Here is a 21,813-nt window from a genome sequence, read left to right on the forward strand (position 1 = left end):
TAAACCAACCTGACGCATCCTGCCGGTAACGGCGGGACGATCATCTGTGGAGATTTCTATGACCGCACCTCGTGGAGTCGAAGTTTGGCGCGATTTCGTAACGGACGGTATCCCGTCCTCTGGCCCCAATCACCCTTACAAGGCCGATATTCGCGCTTGGGCCGGCTGGCTTGAGAACCTCGTCACCTCCGGCGTCCTGTCTTCCGGGCCGTGGTTTGCTACCAAGGCCGCGATGACCCTGACGTATCCGGCGAACACGATCGCTATCGTCTATAATGACACGACCGCCGCCAACAACGGTCTCTATCGAAAGTCCGGAGGGAGCGGGGCTGGCTCGTGGATTCAACTCACGACCTTTCTGCCTGGCTATCAGTTTGTCACTGCATCGCCCACCGGTGCCAGCACCGCCAATGCGATCGTCGCCACTACCTCGCCCCGCCTGCCCGAAGGTGATGGCGTTGCGCTTATCACCCTGCCGATCCCGCAGACCAACACCGGCTCGACCGTAACCGTCAAATTCGATGGGGGTGTCGCGAAAACCATCATATCCGCCTCGGGCGCCCCGATGAAAGCAGGCGACCTGCGCGCCGGCGTGATGGTGGCGGGCTTTGTCTCCGGATCGAATTTCCGCCTGCTGAATGATATCGGCTCACATTTCATTACGGCGACGAACACCGGCGGCGTGAATGCCATTACCGCTACGACGCCTTATCCGATTCCGGCTGGCGACGGCGAGGCGCTTATCGTCCTGCCGATCTCGGCCGACAATACGGCGTCCCCCGTCACCGTGAAATTCAACGCTGGTGCAGTCCTGACGATCAAAACCCGCAGCGGAGAAGATCCGGCGATCGGTGAGCTTCAGGCTGGCGACATCCTGTCGGGTTTCGTGTCGGGATCGACATTCCGGCTGATGGTTGATCCGAACTCGCTGCTGCACATGCAAGCTGCGAAGGAGTGGGCCAATAACGCCGAGGACGTCCCGGTGAGCGTGGTATCCGGTGGCGATGGGAGCACCACCTTTTCGGCGAGGCATTGGGCTGCGAAAAGCTATGAGCAGGCGGATCGTGCGGAAGACGATGCAGACCGTGCCGAGGTTGCGCAGATAGGTGCGGAGGATGCGAGGGACATGGCGGCGTCAATCGTCAATGATATCGCATCCGAAAAAGAAGTCCCGATAGTTGGCACGGTGGAAAGCCTAACGTTACTGGATCTCCCGGTTGGAATGACCGCTGTACGCACGAACGGCTATAGTGCCATAGGTGATGGCGGCGCTTGGCCGCTTGTGGTCGAGGTGGCAGAAGACGGATCGCCACTCCTGCCATGGCAACGTTTGTCCAATGGTGGAACCCGGCGCTGGATCTTGCGGGCTGACACGGTTACACCGGATATGTTCGGCGCGAGAAACGATGGTGTTACCCCCGACGATGATGCATTCGACCGGGCCTATGACTGGTGTATGGCGCAGCCGAACGGCGGCACTATCGTGATGCTAGCGGGTGCTGGCTATTACCTGACGGCCCCCCACAACATCCACCCCAACAAGCACCTGCGCCTGCACTGGAACAACGGCGCCAGCCTGATCTGCGGGCTTGTCGGAGCCGACGCGGTGCTGCTGGAGGCAACGCACCCTGATGGCGAAACGCGCGGGAAAAATCTGACGCTATCCGGCAATTCGTCAATCGTTATTTCTCCGTCGATGCCCGGTAACGCGATCGGCGCGAAGTTCTTTGAATACCGCCGTGCCTCCAATCTCAAAATCGAGGGGGACGCACACTCTTGGCTGCACTATCGCAACAACACCGTCGTAAGCCTGTCGTCACTCTGGAACTGCGACATGGGCGGGCTGTCCATTTGGGGTGGTGGCCATAACAAGCCGCGTAAACTAGCCGGTACGACGACTTTTAGCATCGCTCAAGGCTCAAACACCCTGATAGCCAGCGCACCGATCTTTGACGCCAGCGATGAAGACCGGATCATTGTCCTGACAAACAGCGGTGGAAGGACGCATCTTTTCACCATCGATGAGGTGACGTCCAGCACGACGGTGACGACAAAACAGCAGGCCGTATTCCCGATCGTGGATGGCCCCGCTAATTTTGACGGCGTCAAGGGATCGATCAGTGCAAGCTCCTCATTGTTGACCTTAGAGAGCGGCGCAAGTCTTTCGAGCGCCGACGTCGGGCGGACGATCTACATCGTCGACGCGGCCAACCCCGGAGGGGGCGGATCGCCAAGGGAGCTTCATCGGGCGACCATCGATGAGGTGACCTCCGCCACCACCTGCGTGATCGACACCGCGCCCTTGCTCACTGTATCGGATGTCTATGTGATTTTCTCGCCGGCGATCGAGATTTTCAGCGAGAGTGTTGGCGCTAACGCGGGGACGAATGATTTTGTCTGGGACGGGCTGCATATCGAGCAGCATCGAGGGTGTGGTCTTGTTCTTCACAAGGCCGTCAATGCCTTCATGCCGCGCCTGAAATTGCACGCGCAAAACAACGTCTATGGGGTGGGCGCTTCATCCTTCCGCGGCATTTTCTCGTCTGCGACCGGACACGTCAGCGGGGACTTCGAAGGGACCGCGCACAATGATCTCGGAGCGGTGCTTGTCGCTGGCACGAACGGGATGATCACGTTCGATCAGATGACGGGTGTGCAAATGCTCGGCCAGCCGTTGATCTACAAGAGCAACCTAGTCGCAGGCTCCCTCGTCATCGTTGGCAACTGGCAACTCAACAACTTCGGTCATGCGCCCTCTATGGACCGGGCGTTTGCCGGGACCGGTTCCGGCGAAATCCACCAGACGGGCCGCCTGGCAAGCACGGGTGTAAACTACCCCTATCCGTATCTGTTTTCGGAATCGCGCCTCGCGTCCAGCCTGATCAGCCCCCAAATCAAGGCTGCCATCTCGGCCGAGGGCATGAGCCCTGCCTTTGCCCTTATCGCGAACGGCGACACTCCCGCTTATAGAGGCATCGGTGTTTCAGGGTCCCTGCTCGATCCCGGCCCGTCCGGTGACTACCAAAGCCTCGTGGCCCTTGAAGGCTATGGTCTGGCCTCGGGTAGTAGTTCGCCTGAGCCAGTCGCACGGGTGCTGGCCAGAGCACGTGTCAGTGGCTCGAACCTCGGCGGAGACCTAGTCTTCATCACAAAAGGACTGGCCCAACCATTGTCAGCCAAATGGAGTATGGGTGGAAATGGGAACATCCTGCCATCTGGTGACGCAATGTATGATATTGGAGACCCCAGTTATCGGGTAAATAGGCTCTACACGGTCAATCTAACGAGTGGGCCGGGTGGTCTTGGTTTCTTCGGAGCCGCGATGCATTCCAAACCCGCCGTCTCCGGGGCGAAGGGCGGCAACGCCGCCCTCACGAGTTTGATTCAGGCTCTGACGAACCTCGGGCTTATTACTGATGAGTCGAGCTAATAGGTCGTTTCAGTAAAGGCAAGCGCAGTCCGTCTCTCGATGCGACTAAAGTTCAAATATCATCCGTGCTACGTACGCGTCGTCAGATTTGTATTTGGCAAAGCCAAACCCCTCGACAGCGTAACTACACCTGAGGCCCATGCGGGCGGCTTCTGCGACGAGGTTTGCGGGTTCGATAAAACGGCGATAATGATCATCCGTCGCCTTAGCCAAAGCTTGATCACGTACAGTGCGGTACTCGACTGCCAAAATACCGCCGCGGGTTTTCAGAATCTGAACCGCCTGTTGAAGGAACGCTGTTTGCCCGTCATCATTAATCGCATGAAGAAAAAAGCGTGCGTAGATCAAGGTCGAGCCCTGCGTCTCTCCCAGCAGTCGATCAGCAAGCCCCGGGGCGGCTATATCAGCTTGAACGAACTTAAGGTGCTCCGTACCGTTGGCACGTTCGTTGCACATATCGACAGCCGCTTGACTGCCGTCGACGCCAATTGTCGGTATACCTTGCTGAGCAAACCAGAAGCTATCTCGTCCTGAACCACATCCAATATCCAGTACCGTATCAGGCTGATATTCGCCAAGGATGAAAACTGCGAATTGAGATGGCAAAATGGGTGCACTGCGGCCCGTATAATAACGATCCCAGTAATTCGTGTCCATGAATGCTCCTTGCGATTGTCAACCTGTACTAGTAAGGACAGGTATCTTTTTTAAATGAATGGTACAACCACAATGAGCGAAAAATCACTGCCAGATTTCAGCCAAGCGGGACTGAAGTGCCTCTATACGATTACGGGTGCCTTGCAATACGGTGATGAGGCAGCGGCGATTAGGGCGTTAGGCGCTTCCTGGAGGGAGGTTCCAAGGGAAGAGCAGTTAAGGATTAGGGACTTTATTAATGAGCACGTTCTGGCCGAAAAGAGCCGTGAGATGTCGATCCATGGCATAAAGCGCACGTTTCGCTTTTGGTCGGAGGAAGAGAAGGCAGGACTGATTCGGTTCGCTAAATTAGTCATCGACCGACTTCAGAGCCAAATGGGCTTTAGCGCAACGATTGGTTATGGAACCGCGCTCGGTATAGCTAGAGAAGGTGATTTGATCCCGCACGATGACGACGTGGATCTGATCTGCGCCATCCCAACCAGTGTTCATCCTGATTTTCCGTCAGCTCTAACCGCGATTCGCGAGGCCTTTTCCGGGAAGGCAGACATATACACGTTCGGAAAGCATCCAGGACACCTCAAATTCGGCCAGCAGCCTTATGCCCTTGATGTTTTCGTGGCCTTGCAGGAGGGCGAATTTATCAGTTCATATCCTGGGCCGCGAAAGGAAATCCTTTTTACGGATGTCTTTCCCTCCAAACTCATGAATGTGTTTGGGGTCGAGATAGATGCTCCTGCCGACATGGAGGCGTACCTATCTAAGGTTTACGGTCCGAACTGGCGCGTTCCGGATCCGATGTTTGGCCACAAGTGGGGCGGGCTGGGTTTTGAGGATCTGATTTCCGATCAGTCAACATCGTAGCAGCGTCCGCAAGGAGATCAGAGAAATCTGCATCGCGATGTTTTGCTGCGAGCGCTTCGTGGTCTTCGGTTCTCATCTATCCAGATCCCTCGTTCAGACCGATGTGTAGCTGGTCCACATGACAGTTTGATGTCGGAGCAATCCGTGTAGCATTTGACGCTACGGGTGCGCCGTTAGACTTGCTGCGGTAACCAGCCGAGACATCCGTGCACGGCGAAGCCCCGGCGACCTGCATCGTCCGGGGCTTCTGCGGCTAGGGGGGCCAGGGCATGGTCCTAACCGCGCCTTAACGTGAGCACATCAGCTTAACGAAACGTTAGGAGAGCCTTTGGCGGCGACCTGACGACACGTCATCCACATCTTTCAACATCGAGGATATGACCATGAACCGCGCAGCGTTCTTCGCTGGCGTGCGATCGGTGTTTCGACGAATCGAATGCAAAGCTCAGATCAAATGAAGAACAAATATTGAAGATGAACGTGGAAAAGTCAGTCTTCACATTTGCATTCGTATAGGTAGTTCGGCGAGAAAATAGAAGATTCGCTTAGCGGCGAATGCCGTGGCGCTAAACACGGCGGGGCGGTTGGCACATTGGATTGGACCCCCATCGTTGCCAACCGCCCCATCCCCTTTGGTCCCTGGCGATTAGCGCGCCAGAAAACATGGAGACCCATATCATGGGAACCATTGTGAGTGTCAACTTCCGTGGAGATGATCTCTACGGCTTCGAGAACGATGACGGTGTGTTTGTTGCACTTAAGCCGATCGTCGAGAGCATGGGAATGGATTGGTCGGCGCAGCTCCAGCGCGTGAAGCGTGACCCGATCCTCTCCGAAGGTATGGTTATCATGACCACACCTTTCGGGCGCGGCGGCGCTCAGGATGCCGTCTGCCTTAAGCTCGAGTTGGTCAACGGCTGGCTCTTTACCATCGACACGTCGCGGATCAAGGACGATGCGGTGCGTGAAAAAGTGATCGTCTATCAGCGTGAATGCTACGGCGTCCTCGCCAAGCATTTTCTGGGAAAGGCGGCCGGCGTCTCAGCGGAGAAGAGCGGTGATATCGTCGACGACCCGCACGAAAACGAGAGCGTCAAACTCCGCATGGTCAACGAAAGCCGTCAGGTTTTCGGTACCCAGGCGGCGGCTCAGCTCTGGTTTCGTCTCGGCCTGCCGGTCGTTCCGGCAATGCAGCACGATCCGCGGCAGCTGAGCTTTATTGACTACGACGCGATCAAGTCGGCGTCGGGTTCACCAGCGGCCTGACTATTACGTCTACCACACCTTCAAGGGCGCTCTTCGGGGCGCCTTTTCTATTGCCGGATTGGCTAGACCCAACAAAGGAGCATCACCATGACACGACGCATCAACGCGGCGGGGCTTTCGCACGTCAAGCAATGGGAAGGAAAACGAAACGTCGCCTATCGTGACGTCGGCGGTGTCCTGACCATCGGATACGGCCATACCAGCGCGGCCGGCGTGCCTTACGTCAAGGAGGGCATGCGGGTCAGCGACAGGGAGGCGGAAGACATCCTGCGCTCCGATCTCGGAAAGTTTGAAGAGCGCGTCGAGCGCCTCGTCAAGGTGCCGCTGACCGACAACCAGTTCGCCGTTCTCGTCTCTTTCGACTTCAACACCGGCGCACTGCACAAGTCCACGCTTCTGAAGAAGCTCAATGCCGGCGATTACGATGCTGTCCCCGCGGAACTCATGAAGTGGGTCAACGCCGGCGGCAAGCGGGTGCAGGGCCTTGTCAATCGCCGCTCGGCCGAAGCAGGTCTTTGGGCGAAGGGCGAGTTTGTCGCGAGCAACAACATCCCGGCAAAGCCTGCGGCAGAGCCTATCGCGACGAAGGAGAATGTATCCTGGCTTGCGGGTATCCTGTCGACGCTTGGTCTGGCTGGCGCTGGCAGTGGACCGCTGCAATGGGCTCTCGCGGTGATCCTCGTTGTCTCGTTTGCCGTGGCGCTGTTCTTTTTCATTCGCAAGCGGATGAACCCGACATGATCGGCATCCTCGACGCTGCGAAGCTGGCCGGCGCTGCCCTCCTTGGTGCCGCGCTGGTCACACCGATCGCCCATCACCTCGGCAAGCGCGAAGGCCGCCAGTTGGCTGCAACGGCCGCCCTTGAACAATCCGTCAAAGTCCTGCGCGAAAGGAGCGCCACCGATGACGAAATATCTCGTTCCGATCTTGCTGGCCTGTGCCGTCATCTCGGGCTGCTCGAAGACGACGAGCGGGAATGCGTGCGACGGTTGGCGGAAGCTGACGCCGACGCTCGAAAGCGCTCTCAAGATAACGATGGATGACCGACAGTTCGCCAACCAGGTGGCCTCTCACAACGCGCATGGCAGTAAAGCAGGATGCTGGAAATGACCCCATCGGAAGCCGACCCCGATCTTCGCAGCCGCATGGTGAGCGCAGAGCACACCATACAGAGCAACACGCAACGTATCACCGCCATCGAATCCTGGCAGCGGCAAAAGGATATCGAATCCGCTCGTCACGATGAGAAGTGGACCGCCATGGACGCCCGGATCGACACCAGGTTTTCCGGCCTCGAAAACTCTGTGAGCGACATCAAGAAAGTCCTCTCCCGAATTACATGGTTGCTCATCAGCGGTATCGGGGCGGGCGTTGTCAGCTTCCTTATGAAGGGTGGGTTTTCGCCCTGACGATCAGAAGGTCGCTGACACATATTGAGGGAGTGGTGACAAGTGAGTTGTGAGCCTAACATGGAAAACTATTTACCCGTTTAAAGGGAGCCTCTACATTCCGCGTGCCAAAAAGGAGGGGCTTATGCGGAGAATCATCCATCCATTCGGATTTGTGGTCGGGGCTAGCATGCTTGCAGGATGCGTAACCGCTGACTTGCCTGACGCGGAAGCCGAAAAGGTCGCTGATGCCTATATGGGCTGTACGATCACTGATTTTTTCAAAAGAAATTCTGGGAAGAACGTAAACTTCGATGATGAGGTCGAGCGCTCACTTCAGAATTGCTCGTCTCGCAGAAACGCGCTCTATCAGTATGGGTACAGAAATACATTTTCTGGCCGTGCAAATGTGAATGAGAACTACCGCCGTCTTACCGCCCAAAAACTGATTCGAGAGTCGGATAAGGTCATAAAAAACACCATCAAGGATATTGTGGAGCTTAAGCCATGATTAAAAAAACAATGGTTGTTTTGGCGTTTGTCGCCGCGTCTATGATGGCTGCGCCAGCCATGGCAGAAGACAACACCCTGATCGCTAAGTTCAAGGCTTACCTCCAGGCTGCGGGAGCAAGCGTCACTGCAAAAATTTCCGAAAGAGTAAAAAAATCCGGCATCAAGCCGACCGTTGCATCTGGTCGGCTTCCGTCTCAAACTCCAATTCCGAACATGGGCGGCATGGTCGGAGATATAGCAGGGACAATGGGGGTGAGTGGAAGGGGAGCTTATACTCCCGGCCGCGGTGGAGCAGGCGGACCCGATCCCAAAACTGGCTATGACCCTCTGGCTCCGCTTCTAAACTGATCGCAAGTACAACACGCTTCCTGTAAAAGGCTAGGCTTGAACACCAAGCGTGGAGCCCGTCGCCGCGTGGTGGCGGGCTTTTTGTTGCATTTAAGGATCAACATGGGCGTTAGTCTGCGATGCCTGTGTCCCCGAGTCTTGCTGGGTGTCAGGAGGCTCCGGCTGACTTTGTGGGATGCCTTGGCGCTTCGGCGTAAGTCCTCTTCTCGGTGATCTCTTTCACTTCCGGCCTATCGCGCGACGGCTTGTTTGGCCGTGGAGGATTTCCTTTTGCGGCTTCAGGGTGCGTTCCGTCAGAAACGCTTCCTGGATGCGGATCTTCGACTTCGGGCGTCTGTGTCGCCTTTTCAGAACCTATCATCGCTTATCTCCTGTTTTGAGAAAAATGCGACGCTACGGCCTTGGTTCCATGCGTTACGATAGAATGCTGCCGACTGCCCAAAACTCAACGAGGCCGTTGGCCGGGCTGGAAGCGAGGCAGGGATGAGGGGTGGGCTGGAGGCTTGTGCGGATGGGCGCGCTTGACCTGCTGGTCAGGCCGGCAACAGAATCAACTCATCGTCCGAAAGCGGACGCTGCAAGGCCTTGGCCTCGTCCCACGGCGCACGCATCCACACGTCTCGCTCCTCCGCGGTTGTCAGAATCACCGGCATCGCTTTCGGGTGGATTGGCTTGACGACAGCGTTTGGGGCGGTCGTCAAGAACCCAAACAGCTGGTGCTCGCCGGAGCGTGGGTTTTTCGCCGAACCGCGCTCGCCGCTCCAGGCTGTCCAGAGCCCCGCGAAGAAAGCCAGCGGCCGGCTTTCGTCCAGCGCAAACCATCGCTTGGTTTTCTTCGGCCTGGTGTCCTCCCACTCGCAAAACGTGGTCCACGGCACGAGGCATCGGTTTTCGGGGCCGAGCCAGCGCCGCCAGTGAGCGGATTCGGTGTTACGGATGTTGGTGACGCCGGTATCCGGCCGACCCTTGGTGACAAATGGCGGCGACGGCATACCCCACGTCAGCATCGCCAGTTCACGTTCGCCTCCCATGCTCCGGATCACCGGGGCGGGGCGGTCGGGGTAGACGTCCAGCGATGGTTCGAGGTTGCCGATATCGCCGCGTAGCGCCCGCGTCACGGCGATGATGGCGTCCTGATTGGTTGAGATGTTGTAGAGGTTGCACATACAGGGAGGATAGGGCGGCCGCCCTACGGCGACAAGGTGCGCCTCTCCCGCTCCGCGTCGGTCCAGTGCGGGTAGTGCTCCGAGCACCACCAGCGCGGCCGTTCGGACGCCGACCTCGCAAAGCCGAGGCCTCCCCACTTGTTGCAGCCTGGATGCTCGCACCAGTGTTCTTCGTGGATCGGTGCAGGCGGGCGGGTGTCGGTGCGATCGTCTATGGCCATAGTGCGCTTTTAGGCCTCATCGGGGCAATTTGTATAGGCCGAGTTCGATCGACGATCCATCGCGCCGCGCTTTTTTGCACTCGCTGCAACTCAGTTTCGCGGCGATTGCGCTGAGCGGATAGCCCTTCCAGCGGCTGACCTTCGGATCGTGCCGATCGATGCGCGCCATATTTCCGCAACTGCACTTCGCGACCAGCCCGTACCACTCGGGCAGCCCTTCGAGAGCGACGTCGTTTCCCGAAATCCAGCCGAATTGATCCGGCTCACCCGTGGGCGCGGTGACCGCCTTGATGGCGTAGGGGCCATTTGTCTGCACCAGGTACTTTCCCGGGTATCGCTCGACCGCCTCCCGAAAAGCACCATGCACGACGCCGCTCATCGATGTCTTCAGGGCAAAACCAAGAAATTCGCCGCCCTCGCGGTCCCAGACCTCGATCTGATAATTGTCCTCGTCCTCAAGGCCGGCGGCCGGGGAGGGCGGATCTCGCCTGTATTGTAACGCCAAGATTTCAAAACCCTTGCCCCGTGGTTTCCGATCGGCCGCCGCCTGCCGGTTTCGTTCTCAATATGTTCCAATGATCGACGAGGTCAAGCGATGTAGTGATGCTCGGGGAGTCAGTGATGAAAATTGCGGCGTGGTTCAGGCAGTGACGGAACGTGTGGGGAACAGGCTGTGCCATATCTGTGCCGTAAGTCTACGCGCGTTCCTGCACTGTTCTGCGCAGAGGCTTGATATGGTAGGCGCAAACCCCTCGGGAAATGGTGCTGCTAGAGAGATTTGAACTCTCGGCCTCTCCCTTACCAAGGGAGTGCTCTACCCCTGAGCTATAGCAGCGTCCGGTGAAGCAGCGGGTGCTTCTGTGTGAGGCGAGGGCCTATTGCCACAGGTTATGCGGCAGTGCAAGCCGCTATGTCGGGATTGGCCAACAAAATCTGTTCGCCCGCCATGCTTTTTTCATTCCGCGAATTTCGCTATGAGGAAGGATATGAGCGATGGCGATGGAAAGAGTGCGGGCAAGGGGCGTGGCGGGAGAACCGAGGCGGAGGTGCGGGCCGAGCGGCTCGCCAGGACGCTTCGGGACAATCTCCAGCGCCGCAAGCAGCAGGCGCGTGCGCGCCGCGCCGGCGACGCCGACGAGACCTTTGGCCTGCCTGCCGCAAAAAAAGACGAATCGGACGGTTGAGAGGTTGCTGCAACCTTCCGTGGAAGGAGGGCTGCCTCGGGCAAAGGCCGCCGTTCGGCGGCGGGCTTCATTTTCTCGTCGCTATGCTCTAAAGAGGCCGCCACCTCCGAAAGCCGGAATTCTTTGAGAAAGGCGGGCGCGGCCCGTAATCGCACATGGATCGTATCCGAATTGTAGGCGGCAACGCGCTGAACGGCATCATTCCGATTTCAGGCGCCAAGAATGCCGCCCTGCCGCTGATGATCGCCTCGCTGCTCACCGACGACACGCTGACGCTGGAGAACGTGCCGCATCTGGCCGATGTGGAGCAACTGATCCGCATCCTCGGAAACCATGGCGCCGATATCTCGGTGAACGGCCGTCGCGAGCGCCAGAGCGAAGGCTATTCGCGCACCATCCATTTCACTTCGCGCACCATCGTCGACACGACCGCCCCCTATGAACTCGTCTCCCGGATGCGGGCGAGCTTCTGGGTGATCGGCCCCCTGCTTGCACGCGAAGGCCGCGCGCGGGTGTCGCTGCCCGGCGGCTGCGCCATCGGCACGCGTCCGGTCGATCTTTTCATCGAGGCGCTGACGGCGCTCGGCGCGAAGATCGAGATCGACGGCGGCTATGTCGAGGCGACGGCGCCGAAGGGCGGCCTCATCGGAACGCATTATACCTTTCCCAAGGTCTCGGTCGGCGCGACCCATGTGACGATGATGGCCGCGACGCTCGCGCGCGGCGTTACCGTCATCGGCAATGCCGCGCAGGAACCCGAAGTGCAGGATCTTGCCCGTTGCCTCAACGCCATGGGCGCGAAAATCTCCGGTGCGGGCACGCCCACCATCACCATCGAGGGCGTCAGCCAGCTTTCCGGCGCGCGCCACCGCGTTCTGCCCGACCGGATCGAAACCGGCACCTATGCCATGGCGGTGGCCATGACCGGCGGCGATGTTCTTCTGGAAGGCACGGACGCCGCATTGCTCGAGACCGCGCTTGAGGCGATCCGTCGGTCGGGGGCCGAAATCACCTCGACTGAAAGCGGTATCCGCGTCGTGCGCAACGGCGGCGACATCAAGCCGGTCGATGTGGTCACCGATCCCTTCCCGGGTTTCCCAACGGACCTTCAGGCGCAGTTCATGGGCCTCATGGCCAAGTCCTCCGGCGTTTCGCACATCACCGAGACGATTTTCGAGAACCGCTTCATGCATGTGCAGGAGCTTGCCCGTCTCGGAGCGAAAATCTCGCTTTCCGGCCAGACGGCCAAGATCGAGGGCGTCGAGCGTCTGCGCGGCGCGCCGGTCATGGCGACCGACCTCAGGGCCTCGGTGTCGCTGGTCATCGCCGGCCTTGCGGCGGAGGGGGAAACCCTGGTGTCGCGCGTCTATCACCTCGACCGCGGCTTCGAGCGGCTGGAGGAAAAGCTGACGCGTTGCGGTGCGATCGTCGAGCGCGTCAGCGAGTGACCTTCATTGCCCGCCGCCGTTGCGGACAGGCGCGGGAAATCCTATCTCGATAGGGTAGCAGACGGCCCCGAACGGGACCGTCCCGGAAGGACAGGATCCATGGACAGTCTGAAACTGCTTGCCCTCGATACGGAAGATCTTGCCGTCGTTTCCGCCCATCTTCAGGACGCGGTCTTCAAGACGGAAGGCCTTGCCTACGACGCCCGGCGTGGCGTCTTCTCGATCGTCGCAAACCGGTTCGTCTGGGAAAAGGCCATGCCGCGCGGCAGAACCTTCGAGCGCCGCCGTTCCGTCGTTGCGATCAAGCGGGTGAACGCTGTGCGAACGATCGGTATCGACCGTGGCAACGGCGATGCCGTCTTCTCGATGCTTGCGCTCGATTTCACGCCGAAGGGCGAGGGGCCGGAGGGGACGCTTGAGGTCCTGCTCTCCGGCGAGGCCTCCATCGCGCTCGATGTGGAATGTGTGGAACTACAGCTTGCGGATACCGGCGGAGCGTGGGAAACCAGCTTGAAACCCCGCCATCCGGCGGTTTGAGGCAATATCCGGCGCGCCTTGCGCCGGCCGGCGACAGGAACGGGAAAATTGGCGATCAGGCTCGATTACAGCAATGAGGGTTTCGAGACGCAGTTCGCCGCCTTCCTGACGACCAAGCGCGAAGTTTCCGAAGATGTGAACGCGACCGTCCGCGCGATTATCGAGGACGTCCGCGAGCGCGGCGATACGGCGCTTGCGGATTATACCCGCAAATTCGACGGGATCGACTTTTCGGTCCTGCCCATGCGCGTGTCGCCCGGGGAACTGGATGCCGCGCTGGCCTCCGTCGACAGCGACATCGTCGAGGCGCTGAAGCTTGCCGCCGGCCGTATCGAAAAGCATCACGCCCGCCAGCGGCCGGAGGATGACCTCTACGAGGACGAGATCGGCGTCGGCCTCGGCTCGCGCTGGACGGCCATCGACGCCGTCGGCCTCTATGTTCCGGGCGGAACGGCGAGCTATCCCAGTTCGGTTCTGATGAACGCCATTCCGGCCAAGGTCGCCGGCGTGCCGCGCATCGTCATGGTCGTGCCGGCCAGCCGGGGGGCGGTCAATCCGGCCGTTCTTGCCGCTGCGCGGATTGCCGGGGTTGACGAGATCTACCGGATCGGCGGCGCCCAGGCCGTGGCCGCGCTCGCCTATGGCACCGCGACCATCGCACCGGTCGCGAAAATCACCGGCCCCGGCAATGCCTTCGTCGCGGCCGCCAAGCGGCAGGTTTTCGGCACGGTCGGCATCGATATGATCGCGGGCCCTTCCGAGGTCCTGGTGATCGCGGATGCAGACAACGATCCGGACTGGCTTGCCGCCGACCTGCTGGCGCAGGCCGAACATGATACCGGCGCGCAGTCGATCCTCGTCACGGATAGCCCGGCGCTGGCTGACGCCGTGGAGGTGGCGGTCGAGCGGCAGCTGACGACGCTGGAGCGGTCGGAGACCGCCGCGGCGAGCTGGCGCGACTTCGGGGCGATCATTCTCGTGCCCGATCTTGCAAAGGCCGTGCCGCTGGCCAACCGCATCGCCGCCGAACATGTGGAGATCGCGACCGCCGAGCCTGACGCCCTGGTGCCGCAGATCCGCAATGCGGGCGCCATCTTCCTGGGCCGCCATACGCCGGAAGTGATCGGCGACTATGTCGGCGGCTCCAATCACGTTCTTCCCACCGCGCGTTCGGCGCGCTTTTCCTCCGGTCTTTCCGTGCTCGATTACATGAAGCGCACGTCGATCCTCCGGCTCGGCCCGGCGCAATTGCGGGCGATCGGCCCTGCCGCCGTCACGCTGGCACGGGCGGAGGGTCTCGGCGCTCATGCGCGCTCGGTCGCCATAAGGCTGAACCCGGAGAGTTAGCGATGGCCGGAAAGGGCTGCTTTCGCCTTTGCGATGTGGTGCTGGACGATACGATCGGCCGCGCCACGCCGGATGTCGAGCACGAGCGGGCGGTGGCCATTTTCGACCTGATCGAGGACAACGTCTTCGAGCCCGCCGGTCATTCCGGAGGCCCCTATCGCCTGAACCTCTCGCTGATCGATTCCAAGCTGGTCTTCGCCATAAGCACGGAAAGCGGCGAGGGGGTGGCGACCCATATCCTCTCGCTGACGCCGTTCCGGCGCATCGTGAAGGATTACTTCATGATCTGCGAAAGCTACTACCAGGCCATCCGCTCGGCGACGCCAAGCCAGATCGAGGCCATCGATATGGGGCGCCGGGGTATTCACAACGAGGGTTCGCAGACCCTTATGGACCGTCTCTCCGGCAAGATCCGCTTTGATTTCGATACGGCGCGCCGTCTCTTCACGCTCGTTTGCGTGCTCTACTGGCGCGGTTGACGCCATGACGGACCTGCCCCCCGGCGCAAAGGCGGAGAAGGTCCGGATGCCCGGCTCGATCCTTTTCATGTGCCGCATGAACGCCGTCCGCTCGCCCATGGCGGAAGTGCTGGCCCGCGAATGCCTGCCGGCGGGGACCTATGTCGCTTCCGCCGGGGTTCGGCCCGGAGAGCGTGACCCCTTCGTCGATGCCGTTCTGGCGGAGGTGGGGCTCAGCCTGGGCCGCCATGCGCCGCATTCGCTCGAACAGTTGGAAGACGATTATTTCGACCTGATCGTGACGCTTGCGCCGGAAGCGCATCATGCGGCGCTCGAACTGACGCGCTCGATGGCTGTCGACGTCATCTATTGGCCCATGCCCGATCCGACGGTGGCGACCGGCACCCGCGATCAGATTCTTTCGGCCTATCGCGATGTCCGTGAGCAGTTGAAGAGCCTCATCCGGAGGCGGCTTGCGGCGGAAGAGTGAGCATAACGTTTCGTTGCCGCCACGAAAAGCAGAAACCCGGCGCTTCGGTGTTCACAAAAGCCCGGGGATTGTGTAGGTTCCGGCGAATTTTTCACGGTGGCATCCGGCCGCCTGAATTCATCCTACAGGAATATCATCACAAGATGGCAAAAGAAGAAGTCCTTGAATTTCCCGGTGTCGTGACCGAACTTCTCCCCAATGCGACGTTTCGCGTGAAGCTTGAAAACGAGCACGAGATCATCGCCCATACCGCCGGCCGCATGCGCAAGAACCGCATCCGCGTTCTGGCCGGCGATAAAGTGCTGGTCGAGATGACGCCCTACGATCTGACGAAGGGCCGCATCACCTATCGTTTCAAGTAAGTCGGCGGTATCGCCGCGGTCTGGACGACGGTTCCCCGGCGCTTCGATTTCCGGAGTCTTCATGGCGCAAAACGAGAAGCTCATCCTGGCGTCCGGCTCGCCGCGCCGCGTGGAATTGCTCGCGCAGGTGGGTATCGAGCCGGAACGCCTGATGCCGATGGATATCGACGAAACGCCGAAGCGGTCGGAGCATCCCCGATCGCTGGCGCGCCGTCTGTCGACGGGCAAGGCGCAGGCGGCGCTCGCAGCCCTCAAGGACGATCCGTCGCTGTCCGGACGTTATATTCTTGCCGCCGATACGGTCGTTTGCGTCGGCCGGCGCATCCTGCCGAAGACGGAGATGATCGACGAGGCTTCGAGCGTGCTGCACCTTCTGTCCGGCCGGAACCACCGTGTCTTCACCGGTGTCTGCCTCGTCACGCCCGATCGCACGGTGCGCCAGAAGGTCATCGACACGAAAGTGCGCTTCAAGCGGCTTTCCGGCGCCGATATCGAGAACTATCTGGCCTCCGGCCAATGGCGCGGCAAGGCCGGCGGCTACGCCATCCAGGGCATCGCCGGCAGCTTCGTCGTCAAACTGGTCGGCTCCTATACGAATGTGGTAGGCTTGCCGCTTTACGAGACGCTCGCGCTGCTGTCCGGCGAAGGTTTCAAGGTGCAGGCCGGCTGGGCGGATATCTGACACGATGACAGACAACAAACGTCAACCTGCGGCAACGGTCGCTCCTTTGCGCAAGGCGGTCCCCTGTCCCAACTGCCGGCGGCCTTCGGCGCGCGAACACTATCCCTTCTGTTCGGATCGCTGCCGCAACGTCGATCTCAATCGCTGGCTTTCCGGCGCTTATGTCGTGCCTGCCGGCGGGGAGGGGAATGGGGAGGAAGGAGAGGATCGTTGAGCCTCGGCGGGACGCGGAAAAGGCAACCTTTTCCACGTCTTGGAAAGCAGAGATTTTTCCGGCAAAAACGCCCTGATGGGACTGGACACATTTTTGCAAGATGCTATAACCCCGCTCGCTTCCGGGGCGAAATCAACCGCCCCGCGCCTTCCCCGGAAGGTCAGATGCCCGGATAGCTCAGTTGGTAGAGCAGCGGATTGAAAATCCGCGTGTCGGTGGTTCAAATCCGCCTCCGGGCACCATTAAGCCTTTAAAATCATTGAATTTTTGAAAAGCTCTTTGAGCCCGCATGTGCTGGAAATACGCTAGCACACGTCTAGCACACCCCGCAAAATTGCTCTTTCCCTTCAAGGCTTGCCTTGCGTGCCACGGTCACGCGTTAGCACAGTTTTAGCGCAGGCGTGCTAGCAGCGTAACCACTTGGAGAGTGTCATGTTGCAGCGCGCGAAGCAGCCCAAACCGCCCTTTACCCTTTTCCAGCGCCCCGGTGGCACCATTTGGTCCGTGCGGTTTTCTGCCGGCGGCAAGCAGATCAGAAAGAGCCTCGAAACCGATAACTATGATGAAGCTCATCACCGGGCATATCAGATATGGAGCGAGGCGAACTATCGCGTAAAAAATGGACTGACGGCTACTGTCCGTCCTTTTCATGAAGTTGCGGAAGAGTTCATCAAGCTCGTGGAAACGGAAAGCGAGCGTGGCGATCGCAGCGAATATCAGCCCCGTGACTGGCCGCCGGTCATCCACCGTTATCTCGTCGGTTTCTTCGGCGACAAGCCTATCGATGCAATCCGTGAACCGGATATCGAGCGCTATATCGAATGGCGCCGGACCTATTGGACGACGGGACCGGGCAAGGACATCTTGTACATCCGCTATGAGCGCGGTGGCAAAATCCTGCGCCGCTCGGCGCGGCACGAAGTTCCTTCGGTGAGCCGCCAGCGTGGTGAACTCGTAATCGTCCGCGCCCTTTTCCAGCAGGCCCTAAAGTGGGGTTATATGGGCAAGATTGAAATCCCCGACATCAAGGTTCGAAAGCGCACCGACAATCGGAGGCCAAGTTTCACACCGGAGGAATTCGCGCTACTCATCACCACGAGCTTGGAGCGAATTCATCCTGCTCCGAGTGGCCGGAAAATCCTTTCCCGCGATGGTCGCGTCTGGCTGCAACATAGGCAGAACCAGCATGTTCTTTCAGACCGCATAAAGCTTCACGCCTATATCGAAATCGGTGCGGGAACGGGAATGCGGCCCACAGAGATGAAAAACCTCAACTGGGGAAATATCGTCGGCTTTCGAGCAACCCGCGACGCACCAGTCCGCGACCGAGACGTCCGCTTCCAAGTGCAGGGTAAGGGCAAACATGGAACACTGGTGCCGCTGCCGAGCGTGATTTCCTGGGTGCATACGCTGTGGGACAAATTCATAGATGAAGTCGGCCGGGAGCCCAATGATGACGATCCGGTTTTTGCTGACCGGGAGGGCAAGCGTATTCAGTCGTTCAAGAAAGGTTTCGCGGAACTCCTGAATGCCTGTGGGCTGAAACAGGATTATCGTGGTGCATCCCGCACGACCTACTCCCTACGCCACTACTACATCTCGGAAATGATCGCGAGCGGCGCCGATGTGTATGATGTAGCCCGCAACACTCGTACCTCCATCGCGGTGATCGACAAGCATTACGGTCAGGTTGATGTGGAGCGCTTGAAAGACAAACTCAAACCGGAGCACACCCGATTTTGAGCGTTCGGTTAGGCTGTCCGCAGTCTCTCCCAAGCCTGTATGTCGACACACCATTCGCGACGGCCAAGGTTATCGTCTCGTCTTCCGCGTCAAAATCAATGGTGGAGACCAGTTCCCGTATTGCGGCATGCGCTTCCGCCCGCAGCAGGTAGCGAGTGTTTTCGTCAGCCGTCTGCTCCCATGCGTTTCGAAGCCGGCCGACGTGATCGGCTTCGAGCACGGGGCCAGCACGCCATGCATGGTGGCTGGCTTTCTCCTGAATAGCATGCCGTAGCTGCCGTTCGATCTCCTGCCGCTGCCGCTGGCGCTCCTTCAACAGATCCACGATGCTCGTAACAGGACTATCACCGTCCTCCAGTGCTGCCAGCAAGCGCTGCTCCTTCCGCATAATCGCATCCAGATCGAGCTTCAGGGCCGCAATGCGATCATCGGTTTCCTCGTTGCCGAAACCACGATGCCTGGCCGCCAAACTCTCTGCAAGGTTCAGTTCCTTGACGTGATCGAGAACCGCCGTTTCAAGCGGCTCATACCGGAAGTGCCGCTTGCCATCCTTGCAGCGATGTCCGCGTACATAATTCGCACAGACGAGATAGCGACCGTTCTCGTTGCCTTTGGCCCGGCTGATCTTCATCGTCATCGGCCCGCCGCAATGTGTGCAATGGCAAAGCCCGGTGAAGAGATTGGCAAACGTGTTGCCCTTGCGTCCGGGTCGGCCGGGATTGCTGCGCATCGCCTGCACGCGCAGGAACAAATCCTTGTCGATGGCGGCGGGGAAGTAACCGGCAATCGGATCGCCATCCGGAACGCGCCTGCCGTCAACGACCCGATGCGGCTGGAACGTTCCGATGACATCGGCGCGGAGCAGCAATGCCTTGATGATGCTCTGATACCAGCCGTCCTTGCTCTTGAAGGCGGGTACGCCGTCCGCGTTCAGCTTGCGGGCAATTGCCGTCGCACCGAGCCCGCGTGCCGCCATCTCGTAGATGGCCCTGACAGTCTCGGCGTGATGGTTCAGCGTGAAGGCATAGCGGCTCACGTCGATCCGCTCGGCGTCTATCCATGTGGGCGTGATGCTGGTGATATGGCCTTTGCCTTCACGGGCTTGTTCCCGCTTTCTCTTGGCGACTGCCCGGATGCGCTCGCTCTTCGTCCGGCTCTCCTCATGGCCGCGCGACATGACCGCGAGGCCGATGATCAGTTTCGTCCAGTCACCGTTGAGGCCGCTTCGGCTGTAAATCTGCCGATCCTCGCCCAAGGTCACAATGACGATGCCGGCATTGATGATCGCCATGAACAGGGTCAGCGCATCCGGCACCGCTTCCCTCGACAGCCGGTCGAGGCTTTCGATCAGCAGATAGCTACCCTTCGGGATTTGCCCGCTCTCGACCATCGCGAGGAACCGGCCGAGCGCGCCGGTCTTGAAGTTCCGGCCCTTCCATGCGCTGACACCAAGGTCCTGCAAGCTATCGCCCAGAAGCAGGGAGTGTTCGTCCGCAAAGGCCTTCGACCGTTCAAGCTGCCGGCGCAGGCTGTCGCCGCGAAGCTGCTTGCGGGTGCTCATACGGACATAGGAATAGGCCCGCACCGAACCCGAGGAATGGAGATTGTGGTTAGCATCGAGCCACTGGCCGAACTGGCTTTTCTCGATATCGAAACCGTGTCGGCCGACGTGATTGGCACAGCTGCAATTCTCGGCGCGCTCAAAACGCGTATCGACATGCAGACGACATTTGTTCGCACTTTCATGAAAAGCATCGACAAGGGCATTGGCGTTCTGGTGGACGCCGACATGGACGAAGCCTCGACCCGGCTCAAGGCGTACAGGCACAGGAGCAACTTGCGCTTCAGTCCCTGCAGATCGCCAATAGCGATGCCGAAAATATCCTACAACTATTTTTCCGATCAATTCCTATTGCACACGACCCTTTATCATTCGGAAAATTTATTGATTCCCAGCGTTTTCTCAATTTGCTTGCACAGATTTTTCAAACCGCGATGATCGCTTGGTGTTTTTGGTAACGTAATGCTATCAAGCCCCTCAAAGCCAGCTTTGGGTTCCATCCTTATATGCTTGTTGTCCGATTTTTCCGCATAACCATGCCGTTTCAAAACGTCCTGGAGCCGTGAAGCTACTTTCTTCGGGTCTTTTGTTGCTCTTTTTAGCTCCTCGCGTAGTTCTGTTGCGCTGTCGGAAAAGCTAGTTGCTTTCAACAATTCATCAAGAATTCGAAAACTTCTTTTATCTAAACCATCATTTTCAGAGCGAGCAAGGCAGTCCTTTATGCTGGCTCGAACACGATCAGAAAACTCTCCAGGGTAAATCTCAGCACCGATACGCTTCACGAACTCAATATCCAGCAAAGTTTCCTCATCTCTGGATATCGAGGCTGTGATCGGTCGTTCGGATAATTGAAGCTCAAGATCTTTTATTCGTTCCTCTTTTGCTTTGATCTCCTCCAGATAAATTGCTTCGATGTCTTGGGTAGACAGTCTATTTCGCTCGCGTGTTCGTTGATCGCGAAGACTAGCTTCCTGCAAGTCGATCCAATCCCACCCTTCGGAAGCCATTTGTGATCTGATGGCGGTCGACACCACTCTGACTTCGCGGTGGAGAGCGTCTTCATCCGGTAGAGTACGACCGATGAAGAGTTGCCGAAGCATGCCATGCTTGGGCACAGATATGCCGACACTTCCACCATAGACATTTACACCATGGGTGATCTCTCGTAGTGTAAATGAGAACGCACGGCTGGGCTCAACGACGACATGAGCAATACCACCCAATTCATAGGCCAGTTTTTCAATTATGGCTTTGCTCATAGCCCACTTTGAAGATGCTGTGGCGGAGATATAGACAACTGGAAGATAATTTGTCGCAGTGGCGTTAGTGACTGCGCTGGCTATTTCGAGCCCCTCTTGATCGTCCGCAAGCCAAATCGGACTATCAGATATCGCGAATAACCCGTCCTCTTCGCCCCAGCCATCCTTAATGAGAGTCTTTATGAGATAAGGCTTTTTAGGAACATCGGCACGAACGGTCGGTCCAGTAGCTATACACTGCGTCCGCAATCGGATTAAATCCGGCCCTTTTCGATCGCGCTGTCCGACTAGTACTGCCTCAGTCCGCCATAGACGACCTTCTTCATCTGGCATGTCATGACGAAACCCGATTGCGACTGAAGCCGCCCCATCGGGAAGTTCTCTGAAAATCAACTCCTCGCCGTTCTCAGCTTTAAGATGAGCAAATGTTCCATCGAGATCACGGCTTTTTGCCTCATCAAGAACACGACTGAAATTGTTCCCGCGCAACCATGCGAGGACTTGAGAGACGAATTCCGCGCGATTGATTTTGCGCTTCACCGGGAACTCTGATGCAAAAATGGACATGTTTCCTCCGTTACCTAGCGTTGTAGATTAACAGGAATGAACCGCCCCGGCTTTGCCGGAGACCCCAACTCGTGAGAAGTAGGGTCTATGACAAGCAAGACGACGAAC

Annotated in this window: 23 protein-coding genes, 2 tRNA genes and 1 pseudogene; 20 read left to right on the top strand and 6 right to left on the bottom strand. The window is 58.6% G+C overall.

Annotation, left to right across the window (positions count from 1 at the left end; all coding sequences use genetic code 11):
* Positions 1–58 precede the first annotated feature (58 nt).
* Positions 59–3,430 (top strand): glycoside hydrolase family protein, encoded by a 3,372-nt coding sequence (locus tag KYK29_RS10465; RefSeq protein WP_254690822.1) that lies wholly within the window; start codon positions 59–61, stop codon positions 3,428–3,430.
* Between the two features lie 45 nt (positions 3,431–3,475).
* Here the strand turns inward: KYK29_RS10465 and KYK29_RS10470 are convergent, their stop codons facing one another.
* Positions 3,476–4,087: a class I SAM-dependent methyltransferase gene (locus KYK29_RS10470; RefSeq protein ID WP_254690823.1), complete on the bottom strand. Its 612-nt coding sequence runs from the start codon at positions 4,085–4,087 to the stop codon at positions 3,476–3,478.
* 54 nt (positions 4,088–4,141) lie between these two features.
* Here KYK29_RS10470 and KYK29_RS10475 point away from each other — a divergent pair, with 54 nt between their 5' ends.
* The 7 genes from KYK29_RS10475 (at position 4,142) to KYK29_RS10505 (ending at position 8,466) form a co-directional block, all read left to right on the top strand.
* Positions 4,142–4,951 carry a LicD family protein gene (locus KYK29_RS10475; RefSeq protein WP_254690824.1) on the top strand — a complete coding sequence of 270 codons (810 nt, stop codon included), beginning with the start codon at positions 4,142–4,144 and terminating at the stop codon, positions 4,949–4,951.
* 678 nt (positions 4,952–5,629) lie between these two features.
* Positions 5,630–6,217 (top strand): phage antirepressor N-terminal domain-containing protein, encoded by a 588-nt coding sequence (locus KYK29_RS10480; protein WP_254690825.1) that lies wholly within the window; start codon positions 5,630–5,632, stop codon positions 6,215–6,217.
* Positions 6,218–6,304: 87 nt separating this feature from the next.
* Positions 6,305–6,958, top strand: a complete 654-nt coding sequence (locus tag KYK29_RS10485; protein ID WP_254690826.1) for a lysozyme — start codon at positions 6,305–6,307, stop codon at positions 6,956–6,958.
* A complete protein-coding gene (locus KYK29_RS10490; RefSeq protein WP_254690827.1) occupies positions 6,955–7,260 on the top strand; it encodes a hypothetical protein in 306 nt (101 codons plus the stop codon). The genes KYK29_RS10485 and KYK29_RS10490 overlap by 4 nt, the downstream gene beginning before the upstream one ends.
* A 63-nt stretch (positions 7,261–7,323) precedes the next feature.
* Positions 7,324–7,626: a hypothetical protein gene (locus tag KYK29_RS10495; RefSeq protein WP_254690828.1), complete on the top strand. Its 303-nt coding sequence runs from the start codon at positions 7,324–7,326 to the stop codon at positions 7,624–7,626.
* 124 nt (positions 7,627–7,750) lie between these two features.
* Positions 7,751–8,116 (top strand): hypothetical protein, encoded by a 366-nt coding sequence (locus KYK29_RS10500; protein ID WP_254690829.1) that lies wholly within the window; start codon positions 7,751–7,753, stop codon positions 8,114–8,116.
* Positions 8,113–8,466, top strand: a complete 354-nt coding sequence (locus KYK29_RS10505; protein ID WP_254690830.1) for a hypothetical protein — start codon at positions 8,113–8,115, stop codon at positions 8,464–8,466. The genes KYK29_RS10500 and KYK29_RS10505 overlap by 4 nt, the downstream gene beginning before the upstream one ends.
* Before the next feature lie 533 nt (positions 8,467–8,999).
* Here the strand turns inward: KYK29_RS10505 and KYK29_RS10510 are convergent.
* From KYK29_RS10510 to KYK29_RS10525, 3 genes are all read right to left on the bottom strand, one after another.
* The gene (locus tag KYK29_RS10510; RefSeq protein ID WP_254690831.1) at positions 9,000–9,632 is read right to left on the bottom strand and encodes an SOS response-associated peptidase; all 633 of its coding nucleotides are present in this window, start codon (positions 9,630–9,632) and stop codon (positions 9,000–9,002) included.
* A gap of 237 nt (positions 9,633–9,869) precedes the next feature.
* Positions 9,870–10,358, bottom strand: a complete 489-nt coding sequence (locus KYK29_RS10520; RefSeq protein WP_254690833.1) for a hypothetical protein — start codon at positions 10,356–10,358, stop codon at positions 9,870–9,872.
* Positions 10,359–10,613: 255 nt separating this feature from the next.
* Positions 10,614–10,688 (bottom strand) — tRNA-Thr (locus KYK29_RS10525).
* Between the two features lie 139 nt (positions 10,689–10,827).
* Between KYK29_RS10525 and KYK29_RS10530 the strand changes: the two genes are divergently transcribed.
* The 11 genes from KYK29_RS10530 to KYK29_RS10580 all read left to right on the top strand — a co-directional run bounded on the left by KYK29_RS10530 (position 10,828) and on the right by KYK29_RS10580 (position 18,318).
* Positions 10,828–11,037 carry a hypothetical protein gene (locus KYK29_RS10530; protein ID WP_437437241.1) on the top strand — a complete coding sequence of 70 codons (210 nt, stop codon included), beginning with the start codon at positions 10,828–10,830 and terminating at the stop codon, positions 11,035–11,037.
* A gap of 155 nt (positions 11,038–11,192) precedes the next feature.
* A complete protein-coding gene (gene murA / locus KYK29_RS10535) occupies positions 11,193–12,485 on the top strand; it encodes a UDP-N-acetylglucosamine 1-carboxyvinyltransferase (protein ID WP_254690835.1) in 1,293 nt (430 codons plus the stop codon).
* A gap of 99 nt (positions 12,486–12,584) precedes the next feature.
* Complete coding sequence (locus tag KYK29_RS10540) at positions 12,585–13,022, top strand: DUF2948 family protein (protein ID WP_254690836.1); 438 nt, start codon at positions 12,585–12,587, stop codon at positions 13,020–13,022.
* A 48-nt stretch (positions 13,023–13,070) separates the two neighbouring features.
* Complete coding sequence (gene hisD, locus KYK29_RS10545; protein ID WP_254690837.1) at positions 13,071–14,369, top strand: histidinol dehydrogenase; 1,299 nt, start codon at positions 13,071–13,073, stop codon at positions 14,367–14,369.
* A gap of 2 nt (positions 14,370–14,371) precedes the next feature.
* Positions 14,372–14,848, top strand: a complete 477-nt coding sequence (locus tag KYK29_RS10550; RefSeq protein ID WP_254690838.1) for a UPF0262 family protein — start codon at positions 14,372–14,374, stop codon at positions 14,846–14,848.
* Positions 14,849–14,852: 4 nt separating this feature from the next.
* Positions 14,853–15,317 carry an arsenate-mycothiol transferase ArsC gene (locus tag KYK29_RS10555; RefSeq protein ID WP_254690839.1) on the top strand — a complete coding sequence of 155 codons (465 nt, stop codon included), beginning with the start codon at positions 14,853–14,855 and terminating at the stop codon, positions 15,315–15,317.
* Positions 15,318–15,460: 143 nt separating this feature from the next.
* Complete coding sequence (gene infA / locus KYK29_RS10560; protein WP_004435948.1) at positions 15,461–15,679, top strand: translation initiation factor IF-1; 219 nt, start codon at positions 15,461–15,463, stop codon at positions 15,677–15,679.
* 61 nt (positions 15,680–15,740) lie between these two features.
* Positions 15,741–16,361, top strand: coding sequence for a Maf-like protein (locus tag KYK29_RS10565; protein WP_254690840.1), 621 nt, complete (start codon positions 15,741–15,743; stop codon positions 16,359–16,361).
* Positions 16,362–16,365: 4 nt separating this feature from the next.
* Complete coding sequence (gene yacG / locus KYK29_RS10570) at positions 16,366–16,575, top strand: DNA gyrase inhibitor YacG (RefSeq protein WP_254690841.1); 210 nt, start codon at positions 16,366–16,368, stop codon at positions 16,573–16,575.
* A 166-nt stretch (positions 16,576–16,741) separates the two neighbouring features.
* A tRNA-Phe gene (locus KYK29_RS10575) sits at positions 16,742–16,817 on the top strand.
* Between the two features lie 190 nt (positions 16,818–17,007).
* Entirely contained in the window at positions 17,008–18,318 is a 1,311-nt protein-coding gene (locus tag KYK29_RS10580) for a tyrosine-type recombinase/integrase (RefSeq protein WP_254690842.1), read from the top strand.
* Here the strand turns inward: KYK29_RS10580 and KYK29_RS10585 are convergent.
* Complete coding sequence (locus tag KYK29_RS10585) at positions 18,293–19,903, bottom strand: recombinase family protein (protein WP_367880985.1); 1,611 nt, start codon at positions 19,901–19,903, stop codon at positions 18,293–18,295. The two genes, KYK29_RS10580 and KYK29_RS10585, sit on opposite strands and share 26 nt — an antisense overlap.
* 105 nt (positions 19,904–20,008) lie before the next feature.
* On the opposite strand from KYK29_RS10585, the pseudogene KYK29_RS10590 reads away from it, so the two are divergent.
* Positions 20,009–20,214: pseudogene (locus tag KYK29_RS10590) on the top strand (flagellin); the annotation flags it as partial.
* 33 nt (positions 20,215–20,247) lie between these two features.
* Here the strand turns inward: KYK29_RS10590 and KYK29_RS10595 are convergent.
* Positions 20,248–21,705 carry a hypothetical protein gene (locus KYK29_RS10595; protein ID WP_254690844.1) on the bottom strand — a complete coding sequence of 486 codons (1,458 nt, stop codon included), beginning with the start codon at positions 21,703–21,705 and terminating at the stop codon, positions 20,248–20,250.
* Positions 21,706–21,813: the final 108 nt, after the last annotated feature.

This window comes from Shinella daejeonensis (assembly GCF_024281235.1).
GTDB lineage: Bacteria > Pseudomonadota > Alphaproteobacteria > Rhizobiales > Rhizobiaceae > Shinella > Shinella daejeonensis.